Origin of the sequence: Rhodococcus wratislaviensis (assembly GCF_900455735.1) — a bacterium.
Lineage (GTDB): Bacteria > Actinomycetota > Actinomycetes > Mycobacteriales > Mycobacteriaceae > Rhodococcus_F > Rhodococcus_F wratislaviensis.
The window spans coordinates 18213-43005 of the sequence record NZ_UAUI01000019.1; the positions used below are offsets into that span (position 1 = coordinate 18213).

The window sequence follows — 24793 nt, forward strand, 5'->3', positions numbered from 1 at the left end:
GACGTGCTTATCTGTACCCACACCAGCCAGACGGGCTGGCTCACAGAGGGAGTACCTCAGATGTTCACCAACAAGATCCTCAGCACCGCAGTCGTTTTCGTGTTCCTGCTCGTGGTGTTCGGTGCTGGATTCTCGGTCTCGTCTGCTACCGCTTCAGCTCAGCCGGTGTCAGCAGCTATGACCTGTGAAGATGCCCCCGAGTACATGCCCGCCGGGGTGTGCGGTCCGGTCGCTGTCGAGCTGGATGAGGCACACGCTGAGCGCGTCTCCTTCTGCACCGATGGCCTCCCGGTGTTCATTGACCCGACGACCGGTGACCTGTTCGGGGACCAGGACCGCGACGGGGTTCTCGCTGGCGATGACTGCGCCTGGTCCTGACGAGCACACACACGAGAGGAATGATCACCATGGTTGATCTGACCAAGGCATCCGACCGGTTCCCGATGCACCCCGCAGCCGGGGAGCTGCGAGCGTTCGATCGACTCGGGCTCAGCGAGTACCAGCGTTGCCGCAGGGTCCAGCGGGACCATCGTCGTCTACGAGCTATCCACTCAATCTCCAAGCGTTGATCGATCCGACTGGCCGGACTCCTCAGGGGTCCGGCTTTCGTCGTTTCTCAGACCTCAGGAAGGATCAGGACCATGGCAACACCGTTGAGGAACATCAGGGTCTCAGATGAACTCTGGCAGGCAGCGCAAGCGAAGGCTGCCCAGGATGGCACCACGGTTACGCGTGTCATCGTGGAGGCCCTGGAGGCCTACACGGGGGCAGACAAGATCCACGTATTCCCTGGGAACCGATGAGGTTCCCGATTGTGGGAACCCCACAAGGGCCGGTTCAAGAACCTGCAGGTGGATCGTTGCCGGCCGTGGTCGCCGGCCTGTAGGAACCTCCAAGCGTTGGCCGGTGGTAGTCCGCGAATGGGTCAAACCCACCAGTCGCCGGTACCGGCTGTCGCTTCGGTACTTCGCTCAGCCAATCAGGCATCGTCTCCCACGGTTGAGGCGTGGTCGACACCGGGAACAGGATCTCAGTGGTGGCCGCTGCACGTTCGTTCGCCCATTGCTCCGCTGGGCTCACTGCCCACGGATCATCCTGGAAGATCTTCCTGGTGAGTTCGGCAGCTTCTCGGGCTGCCTCCTCAGTGACTCTCTCCTCCAGTAGGCCAGCTTCAGGGCTGGCCTCTAGAGCGGCTTCAGCCGCTACTGTTACCGACTCCACTGATTCGGCAGCTTCTCTATGAGCTGCCTTCTCATCCTCCAATGGATCTGATCCTGGATCTGTTCCAGGATCTGATAACGGATCTGTTAGTCCCAACCGTGCTTGGGTATCAGTCCCAAGCTGGCTTGGGCCTGTGTCCCCAGTGTGCTTGGGCCTGTGTCCCAAGCGTGCTTGGGTCTTGGGCTTGGTGACACCCAAGCTGGCCGGGTCCTTGTCGGCCTCGGCAGGATCTCCGAGCCGGTACACGGATGCACGCCCGGTGTAGTTCGAACCTCTGGAGTCCTGGACTATCCAGCGGCGTGCTCGGAGCGACGCCAGCGCGGTTTCAACGCTGGTCGTGCTTGCTGCGATCTCTTCGGCAATGGTCTTGATCTTGGGACGTGCGTCGTATCCGTATTCGTTGGAGTGGTTGAACAGAGAGATGAGTACTCGGTACTCGGACAACGTGAACTTGACCCCGTCCAGGGACTTGAGCCATACGAGTTTGCTGAACTTCTTACTTGGTGCTGCGGTCATTCGTGGTGCCTCCTAAGGCAGAGTCGATCAGGTCCTGGAGTTCCAGGAGTTCGTCGTTGTTGAAGAGAAGGAACGCGGATGTTCCGGCCTTCTTGATTCGGTGCGTGTACTCGCCACGCTTGTGGTTGAAGTGCGAGTCAATCGCTGGGGGGTTCATCGGCGGGTCTCCTGTATCGAGCCCTGGGAATCCCCCAGGGCATCGGTGTTCGTGTCTGTACGGCCCCTCTCAGGGCCGGTTTGCTACGTCCAACGGTGTCGGCTTCCGTCGCTTCTTTGCTCGTTGACGCTTGCGCTTAGCGCGCTGGCCCTCCTCGGTGAGCACGCGGCGTAGATCCTTGGCACCTGCGCGGTACGCCGAGAAAGCATCAGCGGCTGCGACGAGCGTCGTCCATGCCTCGGTCAGCACGGCGTCATCCTCCGGGCTAAGCCGTGGTATCTGGCACTGAATCTCCAGCCGGTCCAGCTCCTCGTCTACGAGCTGGCACAGCGTGGAGCAGTACCGTAAACCTTTATCCACGACGTACCGTGGCATCGTGTCCGGGCATCCGGGTCTTGAGCACGGGTGTTCTGTTTCGTTCAATGTCTATCTCTCCCTTGGTGTTACTACCCAGGGGCAGGCATGGCGGTACCTGCCCCCGGTGAGTGATGATCAGCGAGCCAGCTCAAGGCTGGCGCTGCCTTCGTGACCTCTGGTCGCTCAGCGACGTACGCCGATGAACCTCTGGCCTGCCGTCAGCGGCTTACCGTCCTCCAGATCCTGGAGAAGCTGCGTCGACTCGTCCGGGGTCAGCATCTTGAACTCGACGCCGTTGCGTGCGGCGGCGAAGTACACCGGACCAACCGACTGCAAAAGCGTGTCGGCGGTGTGCCTGGCCTGGTGCGCCTCCCTCAAGGCGTACAGCGGCTTGTAGTCATCCGGTGCAGTCACGCGTAGCACCGGCTCGTAGTTGGGGTTGGTGCTGTAACCCGGAAGTTCCCCCAGTGATTCGAGCCAGTTGTCGACCTTCTCAAGGAACCCAGCTGCCTCGGTGGCCTCCCCGAGGGCTGCGAGTACTTCAGCGTCACGCGTTTCGACCACGGACTCTGACGTCAGGTCAAGAGGCAGCTTCACCGCTGCCGCTACGTATCGAGCCGCCTGGGCGTCGAACTTCTCGGTGAGCTGGTCGAGGACACTCGGCACTGCCGCAGCAGCTTCACGGATGATCCTGCTTTCGAGTTGGCCTGCGATACGCTGCTGGGCCTCCTCAAGATGGGCATTGACGCTCAGCTCCTTGGCTACTCGCTCGACCTCCGCAGCGACACCGGCAGCCTTGAGCTTGGTCGGGTCGATGACCGGCTCGTGTCCGGTCTCGACGTAGCGGAGCGCGTCGTACGCGGCGAGTGCATCGTCCAGCGACTTGGGGAGCTTGACGTCCAACGTGGACGTCCAGTTGGCGATGCGGGAAACCTTCATGTACTGGGTAGTCATAGTGTTCTTCTCTCCTTGGTTGTTGCCCTGGTCCGGGCATAAGAATGGCCAGCTCGATGGCTGGCCGTGTGTGAGCTATTCAGTTGTCTAGCAAGCGGATACGACTATCCGGCGTAGTCCTGTCGCTGGGAGATCGCATCTCTGATCAGTGCAGCAGCCGAGTTCGTAGCGGCACCGTTGATGCTCCCGGCGTTCGCTCCGAGGGCTGCACGTAGAACCGATGCGCCGTTCAGCGGGATATGCGCCTGAGCTTCGGACATGCTCCCTGGCGTGTACTTCGCCTTGCTGGCCTGGGTCGAGCCGAGTCGACCGAGGATCCGCTCAAGATCCTGATCGGCGGTCTCGGCCTCGGTGGGCCGACTACCCGACTTCATGAACGCTTGCATGAGTGCGTTCGCGGGCTTCAGATTCGTGGTTGCCATGGTGTCTCCTTGGATTGGGGGTACCTCGGGTACCCAGGTGGTTGCGTTAGTCCGTCAGAATCGATCTGAGGGCTTGTTTCAGTGCCACCCTTCGGTGGCGTAGTCCTTCACAGACTTGATCGGTGGCAGCGACGACGGGGGAGCGGGCTGATTCCACTTCCGCCGGTACAGCTCGAATCGTTCGTCATCGTCATCGGTCCACGAGACGTCAGAACCGCCAGCGTCCACGTACCGCTGGCGCTTGGCGAGATAGTCCTGGAATCGCTCGTACTGTTCGCCTTCGGTGGGCAGTCGCTTGGTTGCTGTGAATGTCATTCGTTCTCGTCCTTTGCGTGTCGTAGTAGATCGGTCATGGAGTAGATCTGGACCGGGTAGTCCGTGTCCGGTGCGAAGTAGCGGCCAGCCGGTTTGAGACCGGCCTCGGCCCAGTCGAGCAACGTCGATGTGCTGATGCCGTACTCGGCGGCGAGGTCATCGGGGGTTGCTGCGTAGGGGAGTAGTCCGGTCGTGTTCATCACGCACCAACCAGGTGCTTGAGGATTTCCCAGAGGTCGATCTCGCCCTCTACCGGGGGGATCGTGGCGTACGAGAACACCTGGTACCAGCCACCAACATTGACCACGATGGACACCAGACCGGGGTCTATGTCCACCAGTTCGGGGTTCACTTCGCCGGAGGTGACCTGGAGGGTCGTCGGGTCGGTGCCAACCATGGCGGTGCCAGTCGCGTTGAGACGCGGGTGGTGAGCGCGAATAACGATGGTTCCGCTGGTGCTGTCGGGGTCGGAACTGCCTCCGACGTCGGTAATGATGCCGCGAATAATGGTCATTCGATGCCCTCCCCGAACCGGTTGACGATGGACTGGGCCACTGCTTCAGGCGTGGCACCGGGGTCTGTACCGAGCGCCATGGTGTCTAGGTCCACGTGGACTCCCTGGGCCTCCAGGGCGCGGACCAGCTCTAGGGCCGCGCGCTGCTTGGCCTTGTACGCCTTGTCCGTCGCCAGCGAGCAGGATCGACACTGTCCGGTCTTGGTCTTGTCGTGAGCTGGGTGCAAGTTGTTCCTGCACAGCTCGATTGGGTGTTGCATGGTTCCTCCTTCCGAGGAGTAGAGCTACTTGGATATGGCACAAAAAAAGGACCCAGCTCGACGGGAGCTGAGTCCGTTGTTCTTCGATCTGGTGATCGGAAGCTGTTGGGTGTCGGCCTTGGTGGGCCGACCCGGAGGAGCTGACATGGGGTGGTGTCGCTCGACTCCGGGCCGGTGGACCACCAACAACCCCTGCGAGGCACCGCACCTCGCAGCCTGTCGCGGGAGAGAGACCGCGACAAGTTCTTGTGTGAGGGTCTAACCCCTCACTCTGTAGTACATTCGACTTTCAGAAAAAGGGTCGTCACTTCGTTCCCCTCACCCTGTAGTAGGTGAAACTTTTCGGATTTAGGCCGAACCTAGTTCCCACGATGCGGGAACATGCTGGTAGGGGGAGTCCCACTGTGAGCAACGTCACGCTAAGAGCCCTTGTGGGAGTGCGTCGGGAGCTGTACGTCGTCACTATGTAGTAGGTGCGGGTTTTCAAATTTCCCTGCCCTGAGCCCTCTGTTGTGACGAGCTTCACGGCTCGTCTCTCTCCCTCACTATGTAGTAGGTTCGACTTTCTGAAAAAAGTCGGATCTGAACCTAGTTTGTGACGAGACTCACCGCCTCGCCTTCCCTCTCACTATGTAGTACATGTATGTTTTCGCCGAGATGCAGTGTGAGCCCTCTGATGCGACGAGCTTCACAGGCTCGTCTTCCTCGGCTCTCACTCTGTAGTACATGCGGGTTTTTCAGTTTCCCTGGCCTAAGCCCACTTATGTGACGCGCTTCACTTAATCTGACTCATTTTGTTTACTGTCAGGAAACACCCCATCGGGGGTGCTTGTCCTTATATCTCTATGCACGCCTTCGGGCGTGCCGGTCTGGTACCGTCGGAACCTAAGGATGCGCCCACGGGTGGATCCGGATGAAGTCGTGTCTTGACCCGGATCCACGATGCCGATTCCTGGCCCTGAGGGACACGCTGACGGCCTCTAGTGCCGTAGGTGGGACAACTTCATGGATACGGGGGTCCGATGCGTCTGCGTGGACGCTGGGCACCAGCATTCGCGTATGTCGAGGTCAGGTGATGTTTCCGGCCCCTCACGCGGGCACGCGAAACAAGGAACTAAACCCCGGTTTTCCCAGTTGGGGGAAGAATTACCAGGACCCTGAGGTCCTGGAAACTACCGTTGACCAGTAAGAACAACTACCGGTAACGAGATCCCTGAGGGGATCTCTTACGGGAGATTCCTGAAGGAATCTCTAAACGACGGGCGCGTGTGTACGCGCGTAGGCCAGGTCCGGGACCAGCGTCAAATCCGCTGGTCAGCGAGTGCCGGCCAAACCTCGGCACCGGGCCACCGGAAAGTGACCTCGGACTGTTTCCTGTCAGTAGACAAATCTGGTCGGTCTGAGTGCAACCTGGTGGCGTTGCGTCGTTGCATTGCAGGGCCTGGGGACGTTGCGTCGCACGTTGCACCCCGGTGCGACGCGTGCAACATCGGTGCCATGTTCCGGTGCAACATCAGGGTGCAACACGGCTGTGACCTGGGAGTGTTGCACCGCAACGGGTGCGACATCCGCGGTATCCACGGGTGCCACGTTGCACTCTTCAAGTGCAACAGTGTCACGGGCTGCCGGTGCAACGTTGCACTCAGCCTGCAACGCAATGCTGGGGGTTCCGTAGACTGCTCTCGCCCCTCAGCGGACTGTCCCGTCCTCGTGAGGGGCTTTCTCGTGTCGACCAAAGGGCGTAGTCGGTTCACGGGCATACGATCTCCCACTATGGGAATCAAGGTGAGTGCTGATCTGTACGAACTGACTTGGGGGGACCTTTTCAACCTGGTCGATTTGGCGCGTGGCGCTGGTGTCGATGAGAGCGACGAGGTAACTCAAGTCCCAGTCGAGAATCACGACGAGAACGTGATCGACCGATTCGAGCTGGAGTTGCCTAATGGCACCTCGATTCGGAGAAGCCCGACTCTGTCCAACGAGGACCGCGACCGTTTCGCGGAAGCACTGGACCAAGTCATCGAACGCGATGGGGATGCTCGGGCGTCGATGATTGAACTCAAGGAACTCCGAGACTGGCTGGTCTAGCCCCAGGGCGTGGCCGGGGTCCCGAAAGACCCCGGCTACTCTCCGAGCATGTCGAGATGGGTTTCTTTCGTTAGTTCGCACCTGGAAGCCAACGGCTGGACCCGGAATCGGCTAGCCAAGGAGATTGGTCTCAACGCGTCTGTCGTCTCGCGTTGGATGAACGACGGCATGGAACCTGGGATCAAGTCGATCCGGTTGGTAGCGGAGGCGTTCGGGGTTCCCGTCACCAGGGCGTTGCTGGCAGCCGGTGCGGTGACAGCGGATGAACTCGGGATTGTGCCGGTGGTCGCTCCCGACCCGGATCTGTTGACCGATGAGGAGCTGTTGAGCCAGCTCGCTAAGCGGATGCAACAGCGTCGAACCGAGGTGATTGTTCCGGCTGAGCCAGCGGCTCCCGTCGTGGTGGATCGTTCGTCTTCACGAGGGGCGCAGTTGCGAGGATGGACACCTCCTTCGAGGTGACTGGGTTAGCTCCAGTCCAGTTCCTCGGCTCGTTTCTCGGATGTCTTGATCAGTTGCTGTCGCCACCCTTTCGGTGGCGGCCAGGGAACACCCCACCGGGCTAGCTGGTCGCGGGTCCATCCGCCTTTGGGTGTCTTTGCTGCTTCGATCTCGTCTGCGGAGGGCATCCTCGCGTCTCCTTCGTGGTTGTGTCCCAAGATCTTACGGCTCTGGTGTTCGTGGCTCTCGGTGCATCTGAGAGCCGGGAACGCTGCGGGAAACTACACCGGGTGCTGAAGGCTGGTGGGGCGCGGGTGTCCCTGTCTGTTTGGAAGACAGGAACGCGCCACCGGTACGCAGTTAGGAGTACGGGTATGCGGTCAGTGTCGGGTCACGGGTATTACTCGCTCACCCACCGGCCGGGATGTGTACCACGGTCTCCGTCTGTCGACGGCAAGGGTCGTCGGGCGGTCCTTCTAGGTAAGCGACCAGCCGTGGTACTCGAATGCGCTTGTCGGCGCATGGGAGGAGATCCCGCTCTGACCGGGGACGACTCCGGTTGTGCCCCGTGTGGGATTAGCCGGATCACCCGTTGGGATCTACGGGCGCAGAGACTACGAACACACGGGGGTGAAGACCTCGGTTACCGAATCGGCCCTTGTACCTGCACCCCCGTTTCGGCCCTGAGATCGCTTCTAAGCGACTTTCAGGGCTTTGGTGGTGTCAGAGGTAGGGCTGAGCATCCAGTCGGGATGCGATGACTCGGAGGTCTTGTTCCCGGAGGACCGGGACGCTCCGGTAGTCGGTCACTGAGAGACCGATCTCGACGGCTCCAAGCTCCAGCTCACCCAAGGTGAGACCGGCAGCGTCGATGACGTCCTCGGTGTCGGCACCGAGAAGATCAGCGGCTTGGTTGATCGTGTAGGCGTCCGCTTGACGCTGGACGCTAGACTTGTGCCTACGGTTCATAACGGCTGCTCCGTTGTGTCCTAGACCCTGGTCGGTGTTGGTAGCACCTACCGGGGTCGTTTCATTTGTGGGGTTTACCTGGGGTTATCCAGTTGCGCTAAAGCTGCAATCCCACTCGTGGAACATCACTCGGAACACCCGCACAGCTTAGGGGCACTCCGCGAGGCGGCATGATGGACGCATGGATCCGGTAGAAGAGGTGGTGGGTGAGGACTACGGCGACGCACGACTCCCCGCGCAGAACTGGCAGCGGCGGCACTACACGAAATGCAACTTCCGCGACGCCGACCTGAGTGAACTCCGCACCGAGTCGGTGATCTTCACCGAATGCGATTTCACGGGCGCCGACCTCGCCGAGTCGCGTCATGTGGGGACGGCGTTCCGCTCGTGCTCGTTCACCAGAACGACGCTGTGGCACAGCGAGTTCCGCAACTGCAGCTTCCTCGGTTCGGAATTCGACAACTGCAGGCTGCGCCCGATGGTCTTCGACGAATGCGATTTCACGCTCGCGTCGCTGGGCGGCGCGGACCTGCGCGGACTCGATTTCACGGACTGCCGGTTCCGGGAAGCCAACCTCGTCCGCACGGACCTCCGCCGCGCCGTACTCCGCGCCGCGGATCTGTTCGGCGCCCGCACCGGCGGCGCGAAATTCGACGGCGCGGACCTGCGCGGGGCCCACGTCGACGCGAACCTGTGGACGGCGGTGTCGCTGGACAAGGCGCAGATCGAGCTCACCCAGGCCATCGCGTACGCGACGGCCAACGGGCTCGTGGTGGAACCGACCTGACGCGCGTATGGCGAACCTGAAACAATGGGGCACGTGACTGCAACGATCCTCGATGGCAAGGCGACCCGCGACGAGATTTTCGAAGACCTGAAGGTGCGGGTGAGCGCCCTGAAGGACAAGGGCATCACGCCCGGTCTCGGCACCGTTCTGGTGGGGGACGACCCGGGGTCGGCCGCCTATGTGCGCGGGAAGCACAACGACTGCGCGAAGGTCGGGATCACCTCGATCCGCCGCGACCTGCCCGGTGACATCACGCAGGAGAAGCTCGACGCCACCATCGACGAGCTCAACGCCAACCCCGACTGCACCGGCTACATCGTGCAGTTGCCGCTGCCGAAGCAGCTCGACGAGAACGCGGCCCTCGAGCGCATCGACCCCGACAAGGACGCCGACGGCCTGCACCCGGTCAACCTGGGCCGGCTGGTGCTGGGCAAGGAGGCGCCGCTGCCGTGCACGCCGCGCGGCATCCTGCACCTGCTGCGCCGGTACGAGGTGCCGATCGAGGGGGCGCACGTCGTCGTCGTCGGTCGCGGTGTCACAGTGGGCCGCCCGATCGGTCTGCTGTTCACCCGGCGCAGCGAGAACGCCACCGTCACGCTCTGCCATACCCGCACGCGGGACCTCGCCGCGGAGGTCCGCCGCGCCGACATCGTCATCGCGGCGGCGGGTGTTCCCGGTCTGGTGACGGCCGACATGGTCAAGCCCGGCGCTGCGGTGCTCGACGTGGGCGTGAGCCGCACCGAGGACGGACTGCGCGGCGACGTGGCGGCGGACGTCGCCGAGGTCGCCGGTTTCCTGTCCCCGAACCCCGGTGGTGTCGGACCGCTCACCCGCGCCTTCCTGCTGACCAACGTCGTGGAGCGGGCCGAGCGTGTCGCAGCGTCTCTCGGCTGAGATGGCCGACTGGGGGCAATTCGCGAAGAAGAACCTGCCGATGCTCGCAGTCCTCGTCGTCATCGTCGTGGCCGTGGTGTTCGTGCTCGCGGATCGGTGGCGGCGAGGGGCGTTCGTGTTCGGTGTCGCCACGCTGCTCGCGGCGGTCTTCCGGTTGATGATGCCGTCGGAGCGCGTGGGGCTGCTCGCGGTGCGCAGCAAGCCCTTCGACGTGGGCGCGCTCGTCGCCGTCGGGGGCGCGATCGTGTGGCTGGCCGTGTCGATCGACCCGCTCGGAACCGACTAGCGGTCCGAGCGGGCGTCGCCCGCGCCGGTGTCAGCGCCCGGTGCGTGCCAGCTGCATCGTCTCGGAGAGCAGCTTCGCGACTGCGGCGGCCTCGGTGAGGAACCCGTCGTGGCCGTCCCGCGAGTTGAGCACGCGCAGTCCGTCGCAGGTGGGGATGTCGTTGGCCAGATCCTCCTGCAGGCGGATCGGGTAGAGGCGGTCGGAGTCGACGCCGCCCACGATGACGGGTGCGGTGATCTTCCCCAGCGCCGCGGCGATGCCACCGCGACCGCGGCCCACGTCGTGCCGGTTCATGGCCTCGGACAGCAGCACGTACGTGCTCGGGTCGAATCTGCCGACCAGCTTGTCGGCCTGGTGCTGGAGGTAGCTCTCGACGGAGTACCGTCCGCCGCGCCACGGGTCCTCGCCGTCCTGCGGCGAGTTCGCGAACCGGGAGTCGAGTTCGCTCTCGCTGCGGTACGTCAGGTGCGCGATCCGGCGGGCGATGCGCAGTCCGGCCCGGGGGATACGGCCGGTGCCGTGATAGTCGCCGCCCTGCCAGTCGGGGTCGCTGGTGATGGCCGCGATCTGGGTGGTCTGCGTGCCGATCTGGTCGGCGGTCGCGCGGGCTCCGACGGCGAGAACGAGCGCTGACGCCACCTGGTCCGGGTAGGTGACGGCCCACTCGAGCGCGCGCATTCCGCCCATCGAACCACCGACGACGGACGCCAGCTTGTCGATGCCCAGCAGGTCGGTGAACTTCTTCTCGGCCGCGACCTGGTCGCGGATGGAGATCTCGGGGAAGCGGCTGCCCCACGGGCGCCCGTCCTCGGCGATCGAACCGGGACCGGTGGTGCCGCGGCAGCCACCGAGGACGTTGGTCGCGATGACGCACCACTCGTCGGTGTCGATCGGCGCACCCGGACCGACCATTCCGGTCCACCAGCCGGGGGAAGGGTGTTCGTCGGTGACGGGTCCGGTGACGTGGGAGTCGCCGGTGAGGGCGTGCTCGACGAGCACCACGTTGTCGCGGTTCGGGGACAGCTCACCCCATCGTTGCACGGCGAGGGACACCGACGGGATCACCGTTCCGCTCTCGAGCTCGAGCGATCCGATGTCGATGGTGCCGAGACGTCCGTCCGCCACGGGCAGGTTCTGTACAGCGCTCACGGTCAAGATGCCGCCGCCGTAAGTCCGGTCTCGATATCGGCGATGATGTCGTCGATCCCTTCGATGCCGACAGCCAGGCGGACCAGTCCGGGGGTGACGCCGCTGGCGGCCTGCTCCTCGGGGGTCAGCTGGGAGTGTGTGGTGGACGCGGGGTGGATCACCAGCGAGCGGACGTCGCCGATGTTCGCGACGTGGCTGTGCAGGGTGAGCGCGTTGACGAACTTCTTGCCCGCGTCGATGCCGCCTGCGAGTTCGAACGTCACGATGGCGCCCGCACCCCTCGGCGCGATCTGCTTCGCCCGGTCGTGCCAGGGCGACGACGGGAGCCCGGCGTATCCGACGGATACGACCTCCGGTCGCGCCTCCAGGTACTGGGCGACGGCGGTCGCGTTGGACACATGTCGCTCCATCCGAAGGCTCAGCGTCTCGAGGCCCTGCGCGATGAGGAACGCGTTGAACGGGGAGATCGCCGAACCGAGGTCGCGGAGCAGCTGCACGCGCGCCTTGAGGGCGAACGCGGGCGGTCCGAGTTCGGAGTAGACGACGCCGTGGTAGCTCGGGTCCGGGGTGGTGAAGTTGCCGTGGCGCCCCTGGGTCCAGTCGAACGTGCCGCCGTCGACGATGACACCGGCGATCGCGGTGCCGTGGCCGCCGAGGTACTTGGTGGCCGAGTGCACCACGATGTCCGCGCCGTGCTCGAGGGGGCGGATCAGGTAGGGGGTGGCCACCGTGTTGTCGACGATCAGCGGGAGTCCGTGCTGATGCGCGATCCCGGAGATGCCGGGCAGGTCGAGGACGTCGTTGCGGGGATTGGAGATGGTCTCGCCGTAGAACGCCTTCGTGTTGTCCCGGACCGCGTCCTTCCACTGCTCGAGGTCGTCGGGGTCTTCGACGAACGAGACCTCGATGCCGAGCTTGGGCAGCGTGTAGTGGAAGAGGTTGTAGGTGCCGCCGTACAGCCGCGGGCTGGAGACGATGTGGTCGCCTGCCTCCGCGAGGTTCAGGATCGCGATCGTCTCGGCTGCCTGTCCGGAGGACAGCAACAGTGCGGCGACGCCGCCTTCGAGGGCGGCGATGCGCTGCTCGACCGCGTCCTGTGTGGGGTTCATGATGCGGGTGTAGATGTTGCCCGGCTCGGCCAGCCCGAACAGCGCGGCAGCGTGATCGGTGCTGTCGAACGTGTACGAGGTGGTCTGGTAGATCGGCAGCGCCCGCGCCTTGGTGGTCGCGTCGGACGTCTGCCCGGCGTGGATCTGCTTGGTCTCGAACGACCAGTTCTCGGTCATGTGCTGTCTACTCCAGTGGTCTGACGAGGCGCGGACGGAGTGCTGGTTCGTTCGCGCGCAGGGCTTGTCTGGGGTCTATCTACGACAACAACAACACATCATGAACCTCCGATGTCGGACCCGCGCTTGTCACCCGACTGTTGTATGAATCAGGGAACCAGGTCATCACCCGGGGCACCCCACCGCGGTGGAGGGTTGCCGGCCAGCTAGCCGGGGCTCGTTGCTGGCACTCATGACCTGGAGTGAATCTTAGCGGCTGAGGCGGAACGACCGGAAACGGCACCGATCAGGGCCGCTAGCAGGGAAAAGTTACCCGCGAGTAGGGGTGGGTCGTGCGCCCCACATGTTGCGAGCCGCTCGCATAGCAGTACGCTTGTCTTGTTTAGGTGCGGTCTCCCCAGGGGCCGCCTTGACCGTCTACGTTTGATAAGCGAACCGTTCGCGGACCCACTCACAAAGTGCGCCCGCAACCGTGTAACCAGGGAAACTTCCTAGGAGGACGCGAAGCACCCATGTCCAAAATCAAGGTTGAGGGCACCGTCGTCGAACTCGACGGCGATGAGATGACGCGCATTATCTGGCAGTTCATCAAAGACAAACTGATCCATCCTTACCTGGATGTGAACCTCGAGTACTACGACCTCGGCATCGAGTACCGGGACGAGACCGACGACCAGGTGACCGTCGACGCGGCCAACGCCATCAAGAAGCACGGCGTCGGCGTCAAGTGCGCGACCATCACCCCGGACGAGGCACGCGTCGAGGAATTCGGTCTCAAGAAGATGTGGCGGTCGCCCAACGGCACCATCCGCAACATCCTCGGTGGGACGATCTTCCGCGCGCCGATCATCATCTCCAACGTTCCGCGACTGGTTCCGGGCTGGACCAAGCCGATCATCATCGGCCGTCACGCCTTCGGTGACCAGTACCGCGCCACCGACTTCAAGGTCCCCGGCCCCGGCAAGGTGATGATCACCTACACGCCCGAGGACGGCAGCGAGCCGATCGAGCACGAGCTGGTGAACTTCCCCGAGGGCGGCGGCGTCGTCCAGGGACAGTACAACTTCACCAAGTCCATCGAGGACTTCGCGCGCGCCTCGCTCAACTACGGCCTGCAGCAGAACTACCCGGTGTACCTGTCGACCAAGAACACCATTCTCAAGGCGTACGACGGCGCGTTCAAGGACATCTTCCAGCATGTCTACGAGACCGAGTTCAAGCCGGAGTTCGACGCGGCAGGCCTCACCTACGAGCACCGCCTCATCGACGACATGGTCGCGTCGGCGCTCAAGTGGGAGGGCGGCTACGTCTGGGCCTGCAAGAACTACGACGGCGACGTCCAGTCCGACACCGTCGCGCAGGGCTTCGGATCGCTCGGCCTCATGACCTCCGTGCTGCTGACCCCGGACGGAAAGACGTGTGAGGCCGAGGCCGCACACGGCACCGTGACGCGTCACTTCCGTCAGCACCAGCAGGGCAAGCCGACGTCCACCAACCCCATCGCGTCGATCTTCGCGTGGACCCGTGGACTCGAGCACCGCGGCAAGCTGGACAACACCCCCGACGTCATCGGCTTCGCCCAGAAGCTCGAAGACGTGGTCATCAAGACCGTCGAGGGTGGCCAGATGACCAAGGACCTCGCGATGCTGGTCGGCGGTGACCAGGGCTACCTGACCACCGAGGAGTTCCTCGGTGCGCTGGACATCAACCTCCAGAAGGCCATCGCCGAGCAGTAGGCACCGAGCCACAGCGTTACGAACGGGACGTCCCTCACGGGGCGTCCCGTTCGGCGTCTCCGGGCCCGGGTGAGTCATCTCACGGTCGCTCGATGCGCGAAAAGCGGAATCCGGGGAAGAGAATTTCGACGTGGGTCGTTGCGCAACGAGGCGCCGTGCGCCGCGTAGCCGTCTCTCTGCCTAGTCGAAAGTTCTTCTGTGAGCACCTCCACCCCCGTCCGCCCCGAGCACCTCGGTGTCATCGCGCAACATCCGTCCGTCCGCAAGCTCGCCATGATTGCGCTCGCGCTCGGTGGCTTCGGGATCGGGACCACCGAGTTCGTGGCGATGGGGCTGCTGCCCGAGATGGCGTCGAGTCTCGGGATCACCGAGCCGACGGCCGGGCACGTCATCTCGGCGTATGCGCTGGGTGTGGTCGTGGGCGCGCCACTCATCGCGGCGCTCACCGCGCGGGTGCCCCGCAAGACGCTGCTGATCGCGTTGATGGCGGCGTTCACGATCGGCAACGCCGCCACCGTGTTCGCGCCGAACTACGGCGTGCTGATGGCCGCGCGGTTCGTGGCGGGCCTCCCGCACGGCGCCTACTTCGGTGTCGCGGCCCTCGTGGCGGCGCACCTCGCGGACCGCGGCCAGCGGGCCAGGGCGGTCGCTCTCGTCATGATGGGACTGTCGGTGGCCAACGTCGTCGGCGTTCCCGTCGCCTCGTGGCTGGGCCAGACGCTCGGCTGGCGCAGCGCCTTCGCGCTCGTGGCCGTGATCGGTGTGGTGACACTGGGCGCGATCTGGTCGTGGGTGCCCGCGCTCGCCGCCATGCGGATGTCGAATCCCCTCACCGAACTCGGTGCCCTGCGCCGCGCGCAGGTGTGGATGACGCTCATCATCGGCATGGTCGGGTTCGGTGGCATGTTCGCCGTCTACACGTACATCAGCACGACGCTCACCGACGTCGCCGGGCTGTCGCGGTCGCTGGTGCCGCTCGCCCTGATGATCTACGGGCTGGGCATGGTCGCGGGCAACCTGATCGGCGGCCGGCTCGCAGACCGGGCGCTGATTCCCGGTCTGTTCGTATCGATGACGGCGCTCGGGGTATTGCTCGGCATCTTCGTGATCGCCTCGCACAACCCGTACACGGCGCTGCTGCTGGTGTTCTTCGTCGGTGCGGCGGGTGCGTCGATGGTTCCCGGACTGCAGACCCGGCTGATGGACGTCGCCGCCGATGCCCAGACCCTCGCCGCCTCCCTCAACCACGCGGCCCTCAACATCGCGAACGCGTTCGGGGCGTGGATCGGTGGCGTCGTGATCGCGGCCGGCTACGGCTACACGGCGCCCGCCGCGGTCGGTGCTCTGCTCGCCGTGGCGGGACTCGTGGTTCTCACCGTGGCGGTCGCGATGGAACGCCGCAGCGCCCGTTCGTCTCGGTAGTCGCGCTGTCGTACGCGTCCGCTACGGTGCTTGCCGTGCCACACATCATCACCACCGTCAATGTCAACGGCGTCCGCGCGGCCGCCCGCAAGGGACTCACCGAGTGGATCGAGCGCACGGAGGCCGACGTCGTCTGCCTGCAGGAGACGCGGGCGTCCGACGAGCAACTCGCCGAGACGCTCGCGCCCGCCCTGGAGGGCGGATGGAATCTGGTGTCGGCGGAACCGTCGTCGAAGGGGCGCAACGGCGTCGCGATCCTGTCCCGGAAACCTGCCGACGCCTTCCGTGTCGGCCACGGTGACGACGAGTTCGCGACCGCGGGCCGCTACCTCGAGGCCGACTTCGACGACCTGACCGTGGCGAGCCTGTACCTGCCCTCCGGGGAGGCCCAGACGCCCCGGCAGGAAGAGAAGGAGCGGTTCATGGACTCCTTCGCCCGGTACCTCACCGATACCGCAGCGGCCGCCGCCACGGCGGGCAGGCACGTCGTGGTCTGCGGCGACTGGAACATCGCCCACACCGAACTCGACCTGAAGAACTGGAAGACCAACAAGAAGAACTCCGGGTTCCTGCCTCACGAGCGGGAGTGGTTCGGGGCCCTGTTCGCCGAGGACGCGCACTGGACCGACGTGGTCCGGCAGCTGAATCCCGACATCGCCGGGCCGTACTCGTGGTGGTCGTATCGCGGGAAGGCGTTCGACAACGACTCCGGCTGGCGCATCGACTACCAGATCGCCACCCGGGAACTGGCGGAGCGGGCCAAGCAGGCCGTCGTCGAGCGCGCCGAAACCTACGACCAGCGGTGGTCCGATCACGCGCCGGTCACCGTCCAGTACCGCTGACGACCGGTATCTGATTCGTGTCGTCACGGCGCACGTGAAAAGATCAGTACTCATGTCGACCCCTGCAGCTCAGAAACCCACCGCGAAACCGCGGGTGCTCTCCGGCATCCAGCCCACCGCCGACTCGTTCCATCTCGGCAACTTCCTGGGTGCTCTGCAGCAGTGGGTGCCTCTGCAGGACGACTTCGACGCGTTCTACTTCATCCCCGACCTCCACGCGATCACGGTGGCGCAGGACCCGAAGGAGCTGCGCCGTCGCACGAAGATCGCGGCGGCGCAGCTGCTGGCCCTCGGAATCGACCCCGACCGCGCCACGCTGTTCGTGCAGAGCCAGGTGCCCGAGCACGCGCAGCTGGCGTGGGTCCTCAACTGCATCACCGGTTTCGGTGAAGCGAGCCGGATGACGCAGTTCAAGGACAAGTCGGCCAAGCAGGGCAGCGAGAACGCGAGCGTCGGCCTGTTCACGTATCCGGTGCTGATGGCTGCCGACATCCTGCTCTACCGTCCGCAGCGGGTCCCCGTCGGCGAGGACCAGCGTCAGCATCTCGAACTGGCCCGCGATCTCGCCCAGCGGTTCAACACACGGTTCGGGAAGGCGTTCGTGATTCCCGAGGCCCAGATCATCAAGGGCACCGCCAAGATCTACGACCTGCAGGATCCGACGTCGAAGATGAGCAAGTCCGGTCCGAGCCCCGCCGGGCTGATCAACCTCCTCGACGACCCCAAGGTGTCGGCGAAGAAGATCAAGTCCGCGGTCACCGACAACGAGCGGGAGATCCGCTACGACCCGCAGGCCAAGCCCGGTGTGAGCAACCTGCTCACCATCCAGTCCGCGCTGTCCGGCACCCCGGTCGAGACATTGGTGTCCGGGTACGAGGGCAAGGGATACGGCGACCTGAAAACCGATACGGCCGACGTCCTCGCCGAGTTCGTGACACCGTTGAAAGCGAAGGTGGAGGCGTACCTCTCGGACGAGGCCGAACTCGATCGTGTCATCGCGGCCGGTGCCCACCGCGCCCGTGAGGTGTCGTCACAGACCCTGGCGGCCGTGTACGAGAAGGTTGGGTTTCTGACACCGAAGGGATGAGCACTGTGGCTGACGAACCGAGTTTTCTCGACAGGCAGCGGGCAGCGCGCCCCTGGTTCGACCATCTGATGCGGGCCGCACAGCGGTACCAGCAGCAGAAGGGCGACTATTACGCGGCGGGAATCACGTATTTCAGTGTGCTCGCCCTGATTCCGATCCTGATGGTCGCGTTCGCCATCGCCGGTTTCGTCCTCGCCGGTCAGCCGGAGTTGCTGCAGGAACTGCAGGACAGCATCACCAAGAACGTTCCCGGAAGTCTGGGCGAGACGCTCAACACCGTCATCGACTCGGCGATCGCCTCCCGCGCCAGCGTGGGCGTTCTCGGTCTGCTCGGTGCCGCCTACGCGGGACTCGGGTGGATGGCGAACCTGCGCGACGCGCTGACGGCGATGTGGGAGAGCCAGCGCGAGTCGAAGGGATTCGTGCGAACCAAGCTGGGCGACGCGGCCGCTCTGCTGGGGCTGGGGCTGGCGATGGTGGTCTCCCTCGGCGCCTCCGCGCTGAGCAGCGGTCCCGTGGCCCGAACGGTCGTCGAGTGGCTGAACCTCGACGACGTGCCCGGAATCGATTCCGGGTTGCGCGCACTGTCGACCGTGGTGTCGCTTCTCGCGACGTGGGCGGTGTTCACCTGGGTGATCGCGCGACTGCCGCGCGAACCCGTGACGTTCCGCAGTGCCCTCAAGGGGGCGCTGCTGGCGGCCGTGGTGTTCGAGATCTTCAAGCAGGTGGGTGCCATCTACCTCTCGGCGGTCACGGCGGGTCCGGCCGGGGTGGCGTTCGGTCCGATCATCGGTCTGCTCGTGTTCATCTACCTGACGTGCCGGATGCTGCTCTTCTCGACGGCGTGGGCCGCGACCACCCGCGCCAGCCTCGCGCTCGCCTTTGTGCCGCCGCCGGATCCGGCTGTCATCACCCCGCGGATCGAGGTGCACGAGGGCCCGGGTGTGCGTGGGGGACTCGCCCTGGTCGGTGTGGGCGCCGTTGCGGCGCTCGGGTTGTCGGGACTGTTCACCCGCAACAAGCGCTGAGCCGGGCGCCGCGGCCCGTCAGCGCCTGCGGGACAGCCGGCGCGCGCAGAGCACGAGGACGAGGACGACCGCCGCCCCGACGACCCCCACACCTGCCCGCAGTGCCAGTGTGTTGTCGGGGTGGTCGGAACCCGACGCGACGACGGAACTCGTCGCCGCGGCCGAATCCTGTTGCGGCGGTGCGGCAAGCACCGCGGCGGAGCCCTCTTCGGCCGGATACAGGTCCTCGAGTGACCCCACCTGGGCGTCGCGGTCGAGGGCGAAACCGTAGTCCAGCAGTCGTGCCGCCTGCTCCCACGGCCGGATCGGCTGGGCTTCGGCTCCCATCAACGTCACCATCAGGCGGCGACCATCGTGATCGGCGCCGCCGACGTACGTGTGGCGGGCGTCGTCGGTGAATCCGGTCTTGCCGCCCAGCGCCCCGTCGTAGTTGTAGAGCAGCTGATTGTCGTTGGCCAGTGCGAACGGGGGCCGGTCCTGGTCGTCCGGGATCGCCGGGTCCTTCGGGAAACCCGGGAACTGCACCGTCTCGGTGGAGATGAGCGCCGCGAACGTCGGGTTCTTCATCGCGGTGTGGAAGATGAGTGCGAGGTCGAACGGTGAGCTGCTCATTCCGGGGCCGTCGAGCCCCGACGGGGTCGCGGTCCTCGTGTCGTGCGCGCCGAGGGTGTCGGCGAGGTGGTTCATCTTGTCGACCGTCGCGGCGTCGCCGCCGAGTTGCCGGGCGAGGACGTGGGCGGCGTCGTTCCCCGACGCCATCACCAGGCCCTGCATCAGCTGCCGGTTCGTGTACTGACCGTTCTTGCCGATCCCGACCGCGCTGCCCTCCACAGCGGCGTCCTCGGCGGTGGCGGTCACGGTCTTGTCGAGATCGAGTTCGCCCAGCGCCACGAGAGCCAGCAGCATCTTGATGGTGCTCGCCGGCCGGTAGCGGCCGTGCGGGTCCTTCGCCGCGAGCACGTCGCCGGTGTCGATGTCCGCGACCACCCAGCCGGACGCCGCGATGTCGGCGGGTAGCGCCGGCGCGTCGTCGGGAAGGATCACCCCGCACCCGTCCAGCTTCGGCCCGCCCACCGGCTCGTCGGGCACGGACACGGCGCTCGGTGTCGGATCACCCGGCTGGGGTACCTCGGACAGGTCGATCGCAGGCGCGGGGGCCGACCGGTTGGGGCAGTTGTCGGTGTTCGGGGTGGTGAACGGTGTGGCGGTGGGGGAGGAGGGCACCGCGGGCGGAATGGCCCCGGCAGCACTCACCGAGAGTCCGGCCAGCAGGGTTCCGGACACGACCGCGGTACACACTCGACGCCACATCATCGAAGAGGCAGCGTATGCGACGACCGGTCGACTTCCGAAAACGGACGCGTGTCGACACGCTTTCGTGACGTCCGCGCGACCGTTTCGGAAGGGGGACGCCGGATCAGATGAAACCCATGACCCGGACGGCGTCGCGTTCGGACTCGAGTTCCGCGACCGACGCGTCGATCCGCTTCCGTGAGAAGTCGTCGATCTCCAGGCCGTCCACGATCTGCCACGACCCGTCGACCGAGCGAACCGGGAACGAGCTCACCAATCCCTCCGGCACGCCGTAGGCGCCGGTGGAGGGCAGGGCCACAGAGGTCCAGTCGTCCTCGGGGGTGCCGAGCACCCAGTCGTGGACGTGGTCGATCGCGGCGTTGGCGGCGGAGGCCGCGGAGGATGCGCCGCGAGCCTCGATGATCGCGCTGCCACGGTTCGCGACCGTGGGAATGAAGTCGCCGGTGAGCCATTCGCGGTCGGCGGCGAACTCCGCACCGGACCGGTCCCCAACCCGCGCATGGAAGATGTCGGGGTACTGGGTGCTCGAGTGGTTACCCCAGATCGCGACGCGGCGGATGTCCTTCACCGCGGCGCCGGAGCGCCGTGCCAGCTGGGCGATCGCGCGATTGTGGTCGAGCCGGGTCAGCGCCGTGAATCGCTCCGCGGGGATGTCGGGGGCGTTGTTCGCGGCGACCAGCGCGTTGGTGTTGGCCGGGTTGCCCACGACCAGCACCCGGACTCCGTCCGCGGCAACCTGGTTGATCGCGCGACCCTGCACGGTGAAGATCTGCCCGTTCGCGGCCAGCAGGTCGCCACGCTCCATGCCCTTGGACCGGGGACGCGATCCGATGAGGAGCGCCACATCGGTGCCGTCGAAGCCCCGCTTCGGGTCGTCGTGGACCTCGACGTCGCGGAGCAGCGGGAAGGCGCTGTCGTCGAGTTCCATCGCGGTACCTTCGGCAGCGGACACGGCGGACGGAATCTCCAAGAGCCGCAGCCGGATCGGGGTGTCGGGTCCGAGCATCGCGCCTGCAGCGATCCGGAACAGTGCCGCGTAGCCGATGCTGCCTGCCGCTCCGGTGACCGTGACCACTGCGGGACTGGGCGACTGCGCCATGTGTGAACCTCACTGTCCGTCGGGAGCATCTGTTCTCGACACTAGCGCGGGGATTTCACCGTGGGACCGCTCGGACAGTGAGGTTGGACACGACGCAGGGCGCCCCCGACCGGATGTGGTCGGGGGCGCCCTGTGAACGTGCTCGGCAGACCTGGGTCAGCGCGCGAAGAGCAGCGCGCGCTTGACTTCCTGGATCGCCTTCGTCACCTGGATGCCACGGGGGCACGCGTCGGTGCAGTTGAACGTGGTCCGGCAACGCCAGACGCCGTCCTTGTCGTTGAGGATGTCGAGACGCTCCGACGCACCCTCGTCACGGCTGTCGAAGATGAAGCGGTGCGCGTTGACGATGGCGGCGGGGCCGAAGTAGCTGCCGTCGCTCCAGTACACCGGGCACGACGTGGTGCAGCAGGCACACAGGATGCACTTGGTGGTGTCGTCGAAACGTGCCCGGTCGTGCTGCGACTGGATGCGCTCACGGGTGGGCTCGTTGCCGGTGGTGATGAGGAACGGCTTCACGGCGCGGAACGCGTCGAAGAAGGGCTCCATGTCGACGACGAGGTCCTTCTCCACCGGCAGGCCCTTGATGGGCTCGACGGTGATCGTGACCGGCTTGCCGTCCTTGGGCAGCATGTCCTTCATGAGGAGCTTGCAGGCCAGACGGTTGACGCCGTTGATCCGCATCGCGTCCGAACCACACACGCCGTGGGCGCAGCTGCGGCGGAACGTCAGGGTGCCGTCGAGGTAGCCCTTCACGTACAGGAGCAGGTTCAGCATGCGGTCCGTCGGCAGCGCCGGAACCTGGAAGCTGTCCCAGTGCTGGCCCTCGCCGGACTCCGGGTTCATCCGCGCGATCTTGAGGGTGACCATGACGGCGCCCTCGGGCACGGGAGGGAGATCCGACTTGTTCTCGCTCTTGTCGACTGCAGGTGCGCTCATCAGTACTTACGCTCCATCGGCTCGTAGCGGGTCTGGACTACCGGCTTGTAGTCGAGACGGATGTCGGAGAGCAGGCCGTCGCCCTCCTTGTATGCCATCGTGTGCTTCATGTACTCGGCGTCGTTGCGATCCGGGTAGTCCTCGCGGGCGTGGCCGCCGCGCGATTCCTTGCGGTTCAGCGCGCCGACCACGGTGACCTCCGCCATTTCGAGGAGGAAGCCGAGCTCGACGGCCTCGAGCAGGTCGCTGTTGTAGCGCTTGCCCTTGTCCTGCACCGTGATGTGGTTGTAGCGCTCCTTGAGTGCGCGCACATCCGCGAGTGCCTGGGTGAGGCGCTCTTCGGTGCGGAACACGGAGGCGTTGTTGTCCATGGACTGCTGCAGCTCGCTGCGGATGTCCGCGACACGCTCGTGACCGTGGTCCGACAGGATGGTGGCCATCCAGTCGTCGACCATCTTCTCGGGTGCCTCGGGCATGTCGACGAACTCGCTGTTGTTGGCGTGCTCGGCGGCGGCGATGCCGGCGCGGCGTCCGAAGACGTTGATGTCGAGCAGCGAGTTGGTGCCGAGACGGTTCGCGCCGTGGACGGAGACGCAGGCGCACTCGCCGGCGGCGTACAGGCCCTGGACGATCTCGTCGTTGTTGCGCAGGACCTCACCGTTGATCCTGGTGGGGATGCCGCCCATGACGTAGTGGCAGGTGGGGTACACCGGCACGGGTTCCTTGACCGGGTCCACACCGAGGTAGGTGCGGGAGAACTCCATGATGTCGGGGAGCTTCTCGTCGAGGACTTCCTCGGGGATGTGGGTCACGTCGATGTAGACGTAGTCCTTGTTCGGCCCCGCGCCGCGTCCCTCGAGGACCTCGAGAACCATCGACCGCGCGACGATGTCGCGGGGTGCGAGGTCCTTGATGGTGGGGGCGTAGCGCTCCATGAACCGTTCGCCGTCGGCGTTGCGGAGGATGCCGCCCTCACCGCGCACGGCCTCGGAGATGAGGATGCCGAGCCCGGCCAGGCCTGTGGGATGGAACTGGTGGAATTCCATGTCCTCCAGCGGAAGACCCTTGCGGAAGATGATGCCCATGCCGTCACCGGTGAGGGTGTGCGCGTTGGACGTCGTCTTGTACATGCGTCCCGAGCCGCCGGTGGCGAACACGATGGACTTCGCGTGGAAGACGTGGATCTCACCGGTGGCCAGCTCGTAGGCGATGACGCCAGTGGCGACCGGGCCGTTCTCCGTCTCGGTGATCGCGATGTCGAGTGCGTAGAACTCGTTGAAGAACTCGACGTCGTGCTTGACGCAGTTCTGGTAGAGCGTCTGCAGGATCATGTGGCCGGTGCGGTCCGCGGCATAACATGCGCGGCGCACGGGGGCCTTACCGTGATCGCGGGTGTGACCACCGAAACGACGCTGGTCGATCTTGCCCTCGGGCGTGCGGTTGAACGGCAGACCCATCTTCTCGAGGTCGAGCACCGCGTCGATGGCCTCCTTGGCCATGATCTCGACGGCGTCCTGGTCGGCGAGGTAGTCGCCGCCCTTGACCGTGTCGAAGGTGTGCCACTCCCAGTTGTCTTCCTCCACGTTCGCCAGTGCGGCGCACATGCCGCCCTGGGCCGCGCCGGTGTGGCTGCGGGTGGGGTAGAGCTTGGTCAGTACCGCGGTGCGGGCGCGGGGACCGGCCTCGATCGCTGCGCGCATGCCGGCGCCGCCGGCACCGACGATGACCACGTCATAACGGTGTTCCTGCATGAAGTCTGTGCTCCCCTAGCTCGCCGAGATATTGGGGTCGAAGGTGAAGATGACGTACGTGCCGAGGCCCATGATCAGGATCATCGAGAGAACGAGGATCGTGGTCAGCCAGAAGCGCGTGGAGTCCTTGCGGGAGTAGTCCGCGATGACCGTGCGGAGTCCGTTTCCGCCGTGCAGCTGGGCAAGCCACAGCATGGTGAGGTCCCAGAACTGCCAGAACGGGCTGGACCAGCGGCCTGCGACGAACGCGAAGTTGATGCGGTGCACACCGTCGTCGAGCATCAGCATGATGAAGAGGTGGCCGAGCACGAGGAAGATCAGTGCGAGTCCGGAGAACCGCATGAACAGCCAGGCGTACAGCTCGAAGTTGTTCTTCGAGGTCCGGCGCGGAGAGCGCGGGTTGTCCAGGCTGGCGGGACGGTCGTAGGTCTTGCCGAGACTCTTGGCTTCTGTCGTCATGTCAGTGCCCCGCAAACATGTTGTAGAAGATGCGGCCGGCGCCCGGGATCATCACCAGGAACCAGATCGCGAGGATTACCCAGAGCATCAGGCGCTGGTACTGCGGTCCCTTGGACCAGAAGTCCACCAGCATCACCCGGACACCGTTCAGTGCGTGGTACAGCACCGCGGCGACGAGCGCGAGCTCCATGAGCCCGACGATCGGGTTCTTGTAGGTCTCGATGACACTGTCGTACGTGTCGGGATTGACCCGCACCAGCGCGGTATCCAGCACGTGCACGAATAGGAAGAAGAACGTCATTACGCCTGTGATCCGGTGCAAAACCCAGGACCACATTCCGGGGTCGCCCCGGTAAAGCGACCGTGTGCGCTCCTTGGCCGGAGCGGCTTCAGTCGTAGTACTCATCGAGTGCTGTGCCTCCAACGTCATTGGTGGACGTGTCGAGTCTGCGCAGCGTTGCGGACATACCACAACTGGGGACCCGACGTGATCCTGAACCGAC

The 24793-nt window shown here is 64.9% G+C and carries 29 protein-coding genes and 1 riboswitch; of the genes, 11 read left to right on the plus strand and 18 right to left on the minus strand.

Annotated features, from left to right (window positions below; translation table 11 throughout):
• The first annotated feature begins 60 nt into the window (after window positions 1-60).
• Window positions 61-378 (plus strand): hypothetical protein, encoded by a 318-nt coding sequence (locus DTA22_RS21570; RefSeq protein WP_146777784.1) that lies wholly within the window; start codon window positions 61-63, stop codon window positions 376-378.
• Between the two features lie 459 nt (window positions 379-837).
• Here DTA22_RS21570 and DTA22_RS35945 read toward each other — a convergent pair whose 3' ends face one another.
• The 8 genes from DTA22_RS35945 to DTA22_RS21605 all read right to left on the minus strand — a co-directional run bounded on the left by DTA22_RS35945 (window position 838) and on the right by DTA22_RS21605 (window position 4716).
• Window positions 838-1737 (minus strand): helix-turn-helix domain-containing protein, encoded by a 900-nt coding sequence (locus DTA22_RS35945; RefSeq protein ID WP_146777785.1) that lies wholly within the window; start codon window positions 1735-1737, stop codon window positions 838-840.
• On the minus strand, window positions 1718-1894 hold the full coding sequence (locus tag DTA22_RS36110; RefSeq protein ID WP_160118530.1) for a hypothetical protein: 177 nt from the start codon (window positions 1892-1894) through the stop codon (window positions 1718-1720). Before DTA22_RS36110 ends, DTA22_RS35945 begins: the two co-directional genes overlap by 20 nt.
• A 540-nt stretch (window positions 1895-2434) precedes the next feature.
• Window positions 2435-3205, minus strand: a complete 771-nt coding sequence (locus DTA22_RS21580) for a hypothetical protein (RefSeq protein WP_112300843.1) — start codon at window positions 3203-3205, stop codon at window positions 2435-2437.
• A 104-nt stretch (window positions 3206-3309) separates the two neighbouring features.
• Window positions 3310-3627 carry a hypothetical protein gene (locus DTA22_RS21585; protein WP_112300844.1) on the minus strand — a complete coding sequence of 106 codons (318 nt, stop codon included), beginning with the start codon at window positions 3625-3627 and terminating at the stop codon, window positions 3310-3312.
• A 78-nt stretch (window positions 3628-3705) separates the two neighbouring features.
• On the minus strand, window positions 3706-3942 hold the full coding sequence (locus tag DTA22_RS21590; protein WP_112300845.1) for a hypothetical protein: 237 nt from the start codon (window positions 3940-3942) through the stop codon (window positions 3706-3708).
• Window positions 3939-4145 carry a MerR family transcriptional regulator gene (locus tag DTA22_RS21595; protein ID WP_112300846.1) on the minus strand — a complete coding sequence of 69 codons (207 nt, stop codon included), beginning with the start codon at window positions 4143-4145 and terminating at the stop codon, window positions 3939-3941. Before DTA22_RS21595 ends, DTA22_RS21590 begins: the two co-directional genes overlap by 4 nt.
• The gene (locus tag DTA22_RS21600; RefSeq protein ID WP_112300847.1) at window positions 4142-4456 is read right to left on the minus strand and encodes a hypothetical protein; all 315 of its coding nucleotides are present in this window, start codon (window positions 4454-4456) and stop codon (window positions 4142-4144) included. Before DTA22_RS21600 ends, DTA22_RS21595 begins: the two co-directional genes overlap by 4 nt.
• A complete protein-coding gene (locus tag DTA22_RS21605) occupies window positions 4453-4716 on the minus strand; it encodes a hypothetical protein (protein ID WP_112300848.1) in 264 nt (87 codons plus the stop codon). The genes DTA22_RS21600 and DTA22_RS21605 overlap by 4 nt, the downstream gene beginning before the upstream one ends.
• Window positions 4717-6489: 1773 nt before the next feature.
• On the opposite strand from DTA22_RS21605, the gene DTA22_RS21610 reads away from it, so the two are divergent.
• Together DTA22_RS21610 and DTA22_RS21615 are read left to right on the plus strand one after the other, a co-directional pair.
• Window positions 6490-6804 (plus strand): hypothetical protein, encoded by a 315-nt coding sequence (locus DTA22_RS21610; protein WP_112300849.1) that lies wholly within the window; start codon window positions 6490-6492, stop codon window positions 6802-6804.
• 48 nt (window positions 6805-6852) lie between these two features.
• Entirely contained in the window at window positions 6853-7266 is a 414-nt protein-coding gene (locus tag DTA22_RS21615) for a helix-turn-helix domain-containing protein (RefSeq protein WP_146777786.1), read from the plus strand.
• 5 nt (window positions 7267-7271) lie between these two features.
• Here the strand turns inward: DTA22_RS21615 and DTA22_RS36330 are convergent, their stop codons facing one another.
• On the minus strand, window positions 7272-7433 hold the full coding sequence (locus tag DTA22_RS36330) for a hypothetical protein (protein WP_174233839.1): 162 nt from the start codon (window positions 7431-7433) through the stop codon (window positions 7272-7274).
• Between the two features lie 535 nt (window positions 7434-7968).
• Window positions 7969-8214, minus strand: coding sequence for a hypothetical protein (locus tag DTA22_RS21620; RefSeq protein WP_112300851.1), 246 nt, complete (start codon window positions 8212-8214; stop codon window positions 7969-7971).
• 181 nt (window positions 8215-8395) lie between these two features.
• Between DTA22_RS21620 and DTA22_RS21625 the strand changes: the two genes are divergently transcribed.
• From DTA22_RS21625 to DTA22_RS21635, 3 genes are read left to right on the plus strand one after another with little or no spacing between them, the layout of a single operon-like run.
• Window positions 8396-9001, plus strand: coding sequence for a pentapeptide repeat-containing protein (locus DTA22_RS21625; protein WP_037244878.1), 606 nt, complete (start codon window positions 8396-8398; stop codon window positions 8999-9001).
• Between the two features lie 33 nt (window positions 9002-9034).
• Window positions 9035-9895, plus strand: a complete 861-nt coding sequence (locus tag DTA22_RS21630; RefSeq protein ID WP_174233840.1) for a bifunctional methylenetetrahydrofolate dehydrogenase/methenyltetrahydrofolate cyclohydrolase — start codon at window positions 9035-9037, stop codon at window positions 9893-9895.
• 1 nt (window position 9896) lies between these two features.
• Window positions 9897-10181 (plus strand): DUF3017 domain-containing protein, encoded by a 285-nt coding sequence (locus DTA22_RS21635; RefSeq protein WP_005239865.1) that lies wholly within the window; start codon window positions 9897-9899, stop codon window positions 10179-10181.
• 30 nt (window positions 10182-10211) lie between these two features.
• Here the strand turns inward: DTA22_RS21635 and metX are convergent, their stop codons facing one another.
• Window positions 10212-11336, minus strand: coding sequence for a homoserine O-acetyltransferase MetX (metX, locus tag DTA22_RS21640; protein ID WP_037244882.1), 1125 nt, complete (start codon window positions 11334-11336; stop codon window positions 10212-10214).
• Window positions 11333-12616, minus strand: a complete 1284-nt coding sequence (locus DTA22_RS21645; protein WP_005257028.1) for a bifunctional o-acetylhomoserine/o-acetylserine sulfhydrylase — start codon at window positions 12614-12616, stop codon at window positions 11333-11335. Before DTA22_RS21645 ends, metX begins: the two co-directional genes overlap by 4 nt.
• Before the next feature lie 117 nt (window positions 12617-12733).
• A riboswitch (SAM riboswitch) is annotated at window positions 12734-12854 on the minus strand.
• 274 nt (window positions 12855-13128) lie between these two features.
• On the opposite strand from DTA22_RS21645, the gene DTA22_RS21650 reads away from it, so the two are divergent.
• From DTA22_RS21650 to yhjD, 5 genes are all read left to right on the plus strand, one after another.
• Window positions 13129-14352 carry an NADP-dependent isocitrate dehydrogenase gene (locus tag DTA22_RS21650; protein WP_005560536.1) on the plus strand — a complete coding sequence of 408 codons (1224 nt, stop codon included), beginning with the start codon at window positions 13129-13131 and terminating at the stop codon, window positions 14350-14352.
• Window positions 14353-14550: 198 nt separating this feature from the next.
• Window positions 14551-15774 carry an MFS transporter gene (locus DTA22_RS21655; RefSeq protein ID WP_095867335.1) on the plus strand — a complete coding sequence of 408 codons (1224 nt, stop codon included), beginning with the start codon at window positions 14551-14553 and terminating at the stop codon, window positions 15772-15774.
• A 35-nt stretch (window positions 15775-15809) separates the two neighbouring features.
• Window positions 15810-16616, plus strand: coding sequence for an exodeoxyribonuclease III (locus DTA22_RS21660; RefSeq protein ID WP_112300852.1), 807 nt, complete (start codon window positions 15810-15812; stop codon window positions 16614-16616).
• Between the two features lie 52 nt (window positions 16617-16668).
• Window positions 16669-17703: a tryptophan--tRNA ligase gene (gene trpS, locus DTA22_RS21665; RefSeq protein WP_037244889.1), complete on the plus strand. Its 1035-nt coding sequence runs from the start codon at window positions 16669-16671 to the stop codon at window positions 17701-17703.
• The gene (gene yhjD, locus DTA22_RS21670; protein ID WP_037244891.1) at window positions 17700-18731 is read left to right on the plus strand and encodes an inner membrane protein YhjD; all 1032 of its coding nucleotides are present in this window, start codon (window positions 17700-17702) and stop codon (window positions 18729-18731) included. Before trpS ends, yhjD begins: the two co-directional genes overlap by 4 nt.
• Before the next feature lie 18 nt (window positions 18732-18749).
• Here the strand turns inward: yhjD and DTA22_RS21675 are convergent, their stop codons facing one another.
• The 6 genes from DTA22_RS21675 to sdhC form a co-directional block, all read right to left on the minus strand.
• Window positions 18750-20030, minus strand: coding sequence for a D-alanyl-D-alanine carboxypeptidase family protein (locus tag DTA22_RS21675; protein ID WP_112300853.1), 1281 nt, complete (start codon window positions 20028-20030; stop codon window positions 18750-18752).
• A gap of 118 nt (window positions 20031-20148) precedes the next feature.
• Window positions 20149-21144 (minus strand): malate dehydrogenase, encoded by a 996-nt coding sequence (locus DTA22_RS21680; protein ID WP_112300854.1) that lies wholly within the window; start codon window positions 21142-21144, stop codon window positions 20149-20151.
• Window positions 21145-21300: 156 nt separating this feature from the next.
• Window positions 21301-22080, minus strand: coding sequence for a succinate dehydrogenase iron-sulfur subunit (locus tag DTA22_RS21685; protein WP_005256985.1), 780 nt, complete (start codon window positions 22078-22080; stop codon window positions 21301-21303).
• The gene (sdhA, locus tag DTA22_RS21690; RefSeq protein WP_037244896.1) at window positions 22080-23831 is read right to left on the minus strand and encodes a succinate dehydrogenase flavoprotein subunit; all 1752 of its coding nucleotides are present in this window, start codon (window positions 23829-23831) and stop codon (window positions 22080-22082) included. Before sdhA ends, DTA22_RS21685 begins: the two co-directional genes overlap by 1 nt.
• Before the next feature lie 15 nt (window positions 23832-23846).
• Window positions 23847-24290: a succinate dehydrogenase hydrophobic membrane anchor subunit gene (locus DTA22_RS21695; RefSeq protein WP_005239887.1), complete on the minus strand. Its 444-nt coding sequence runs from the start codon at window positions 24288-24290 to the stop codon at window positions 23847-23849.
• Between the two features lies 1 nt (window position 24291).
• Window positions 24292-24696 carry a succinate dehydrogenase, cytochrome b556 subunit gene (gene sdhC, locus DTA22_RS21700; protein ID WP_005239889.1) on the minus strand — a complete coding sequence of 135 codons (405 nt, stop codon included), beginning with the start codon at window positions 24694-24696 and terminating at the stop codon, window positions 24292-24294.
• Window positions 24697-24793: the final 97 nt, after the last annotated feature.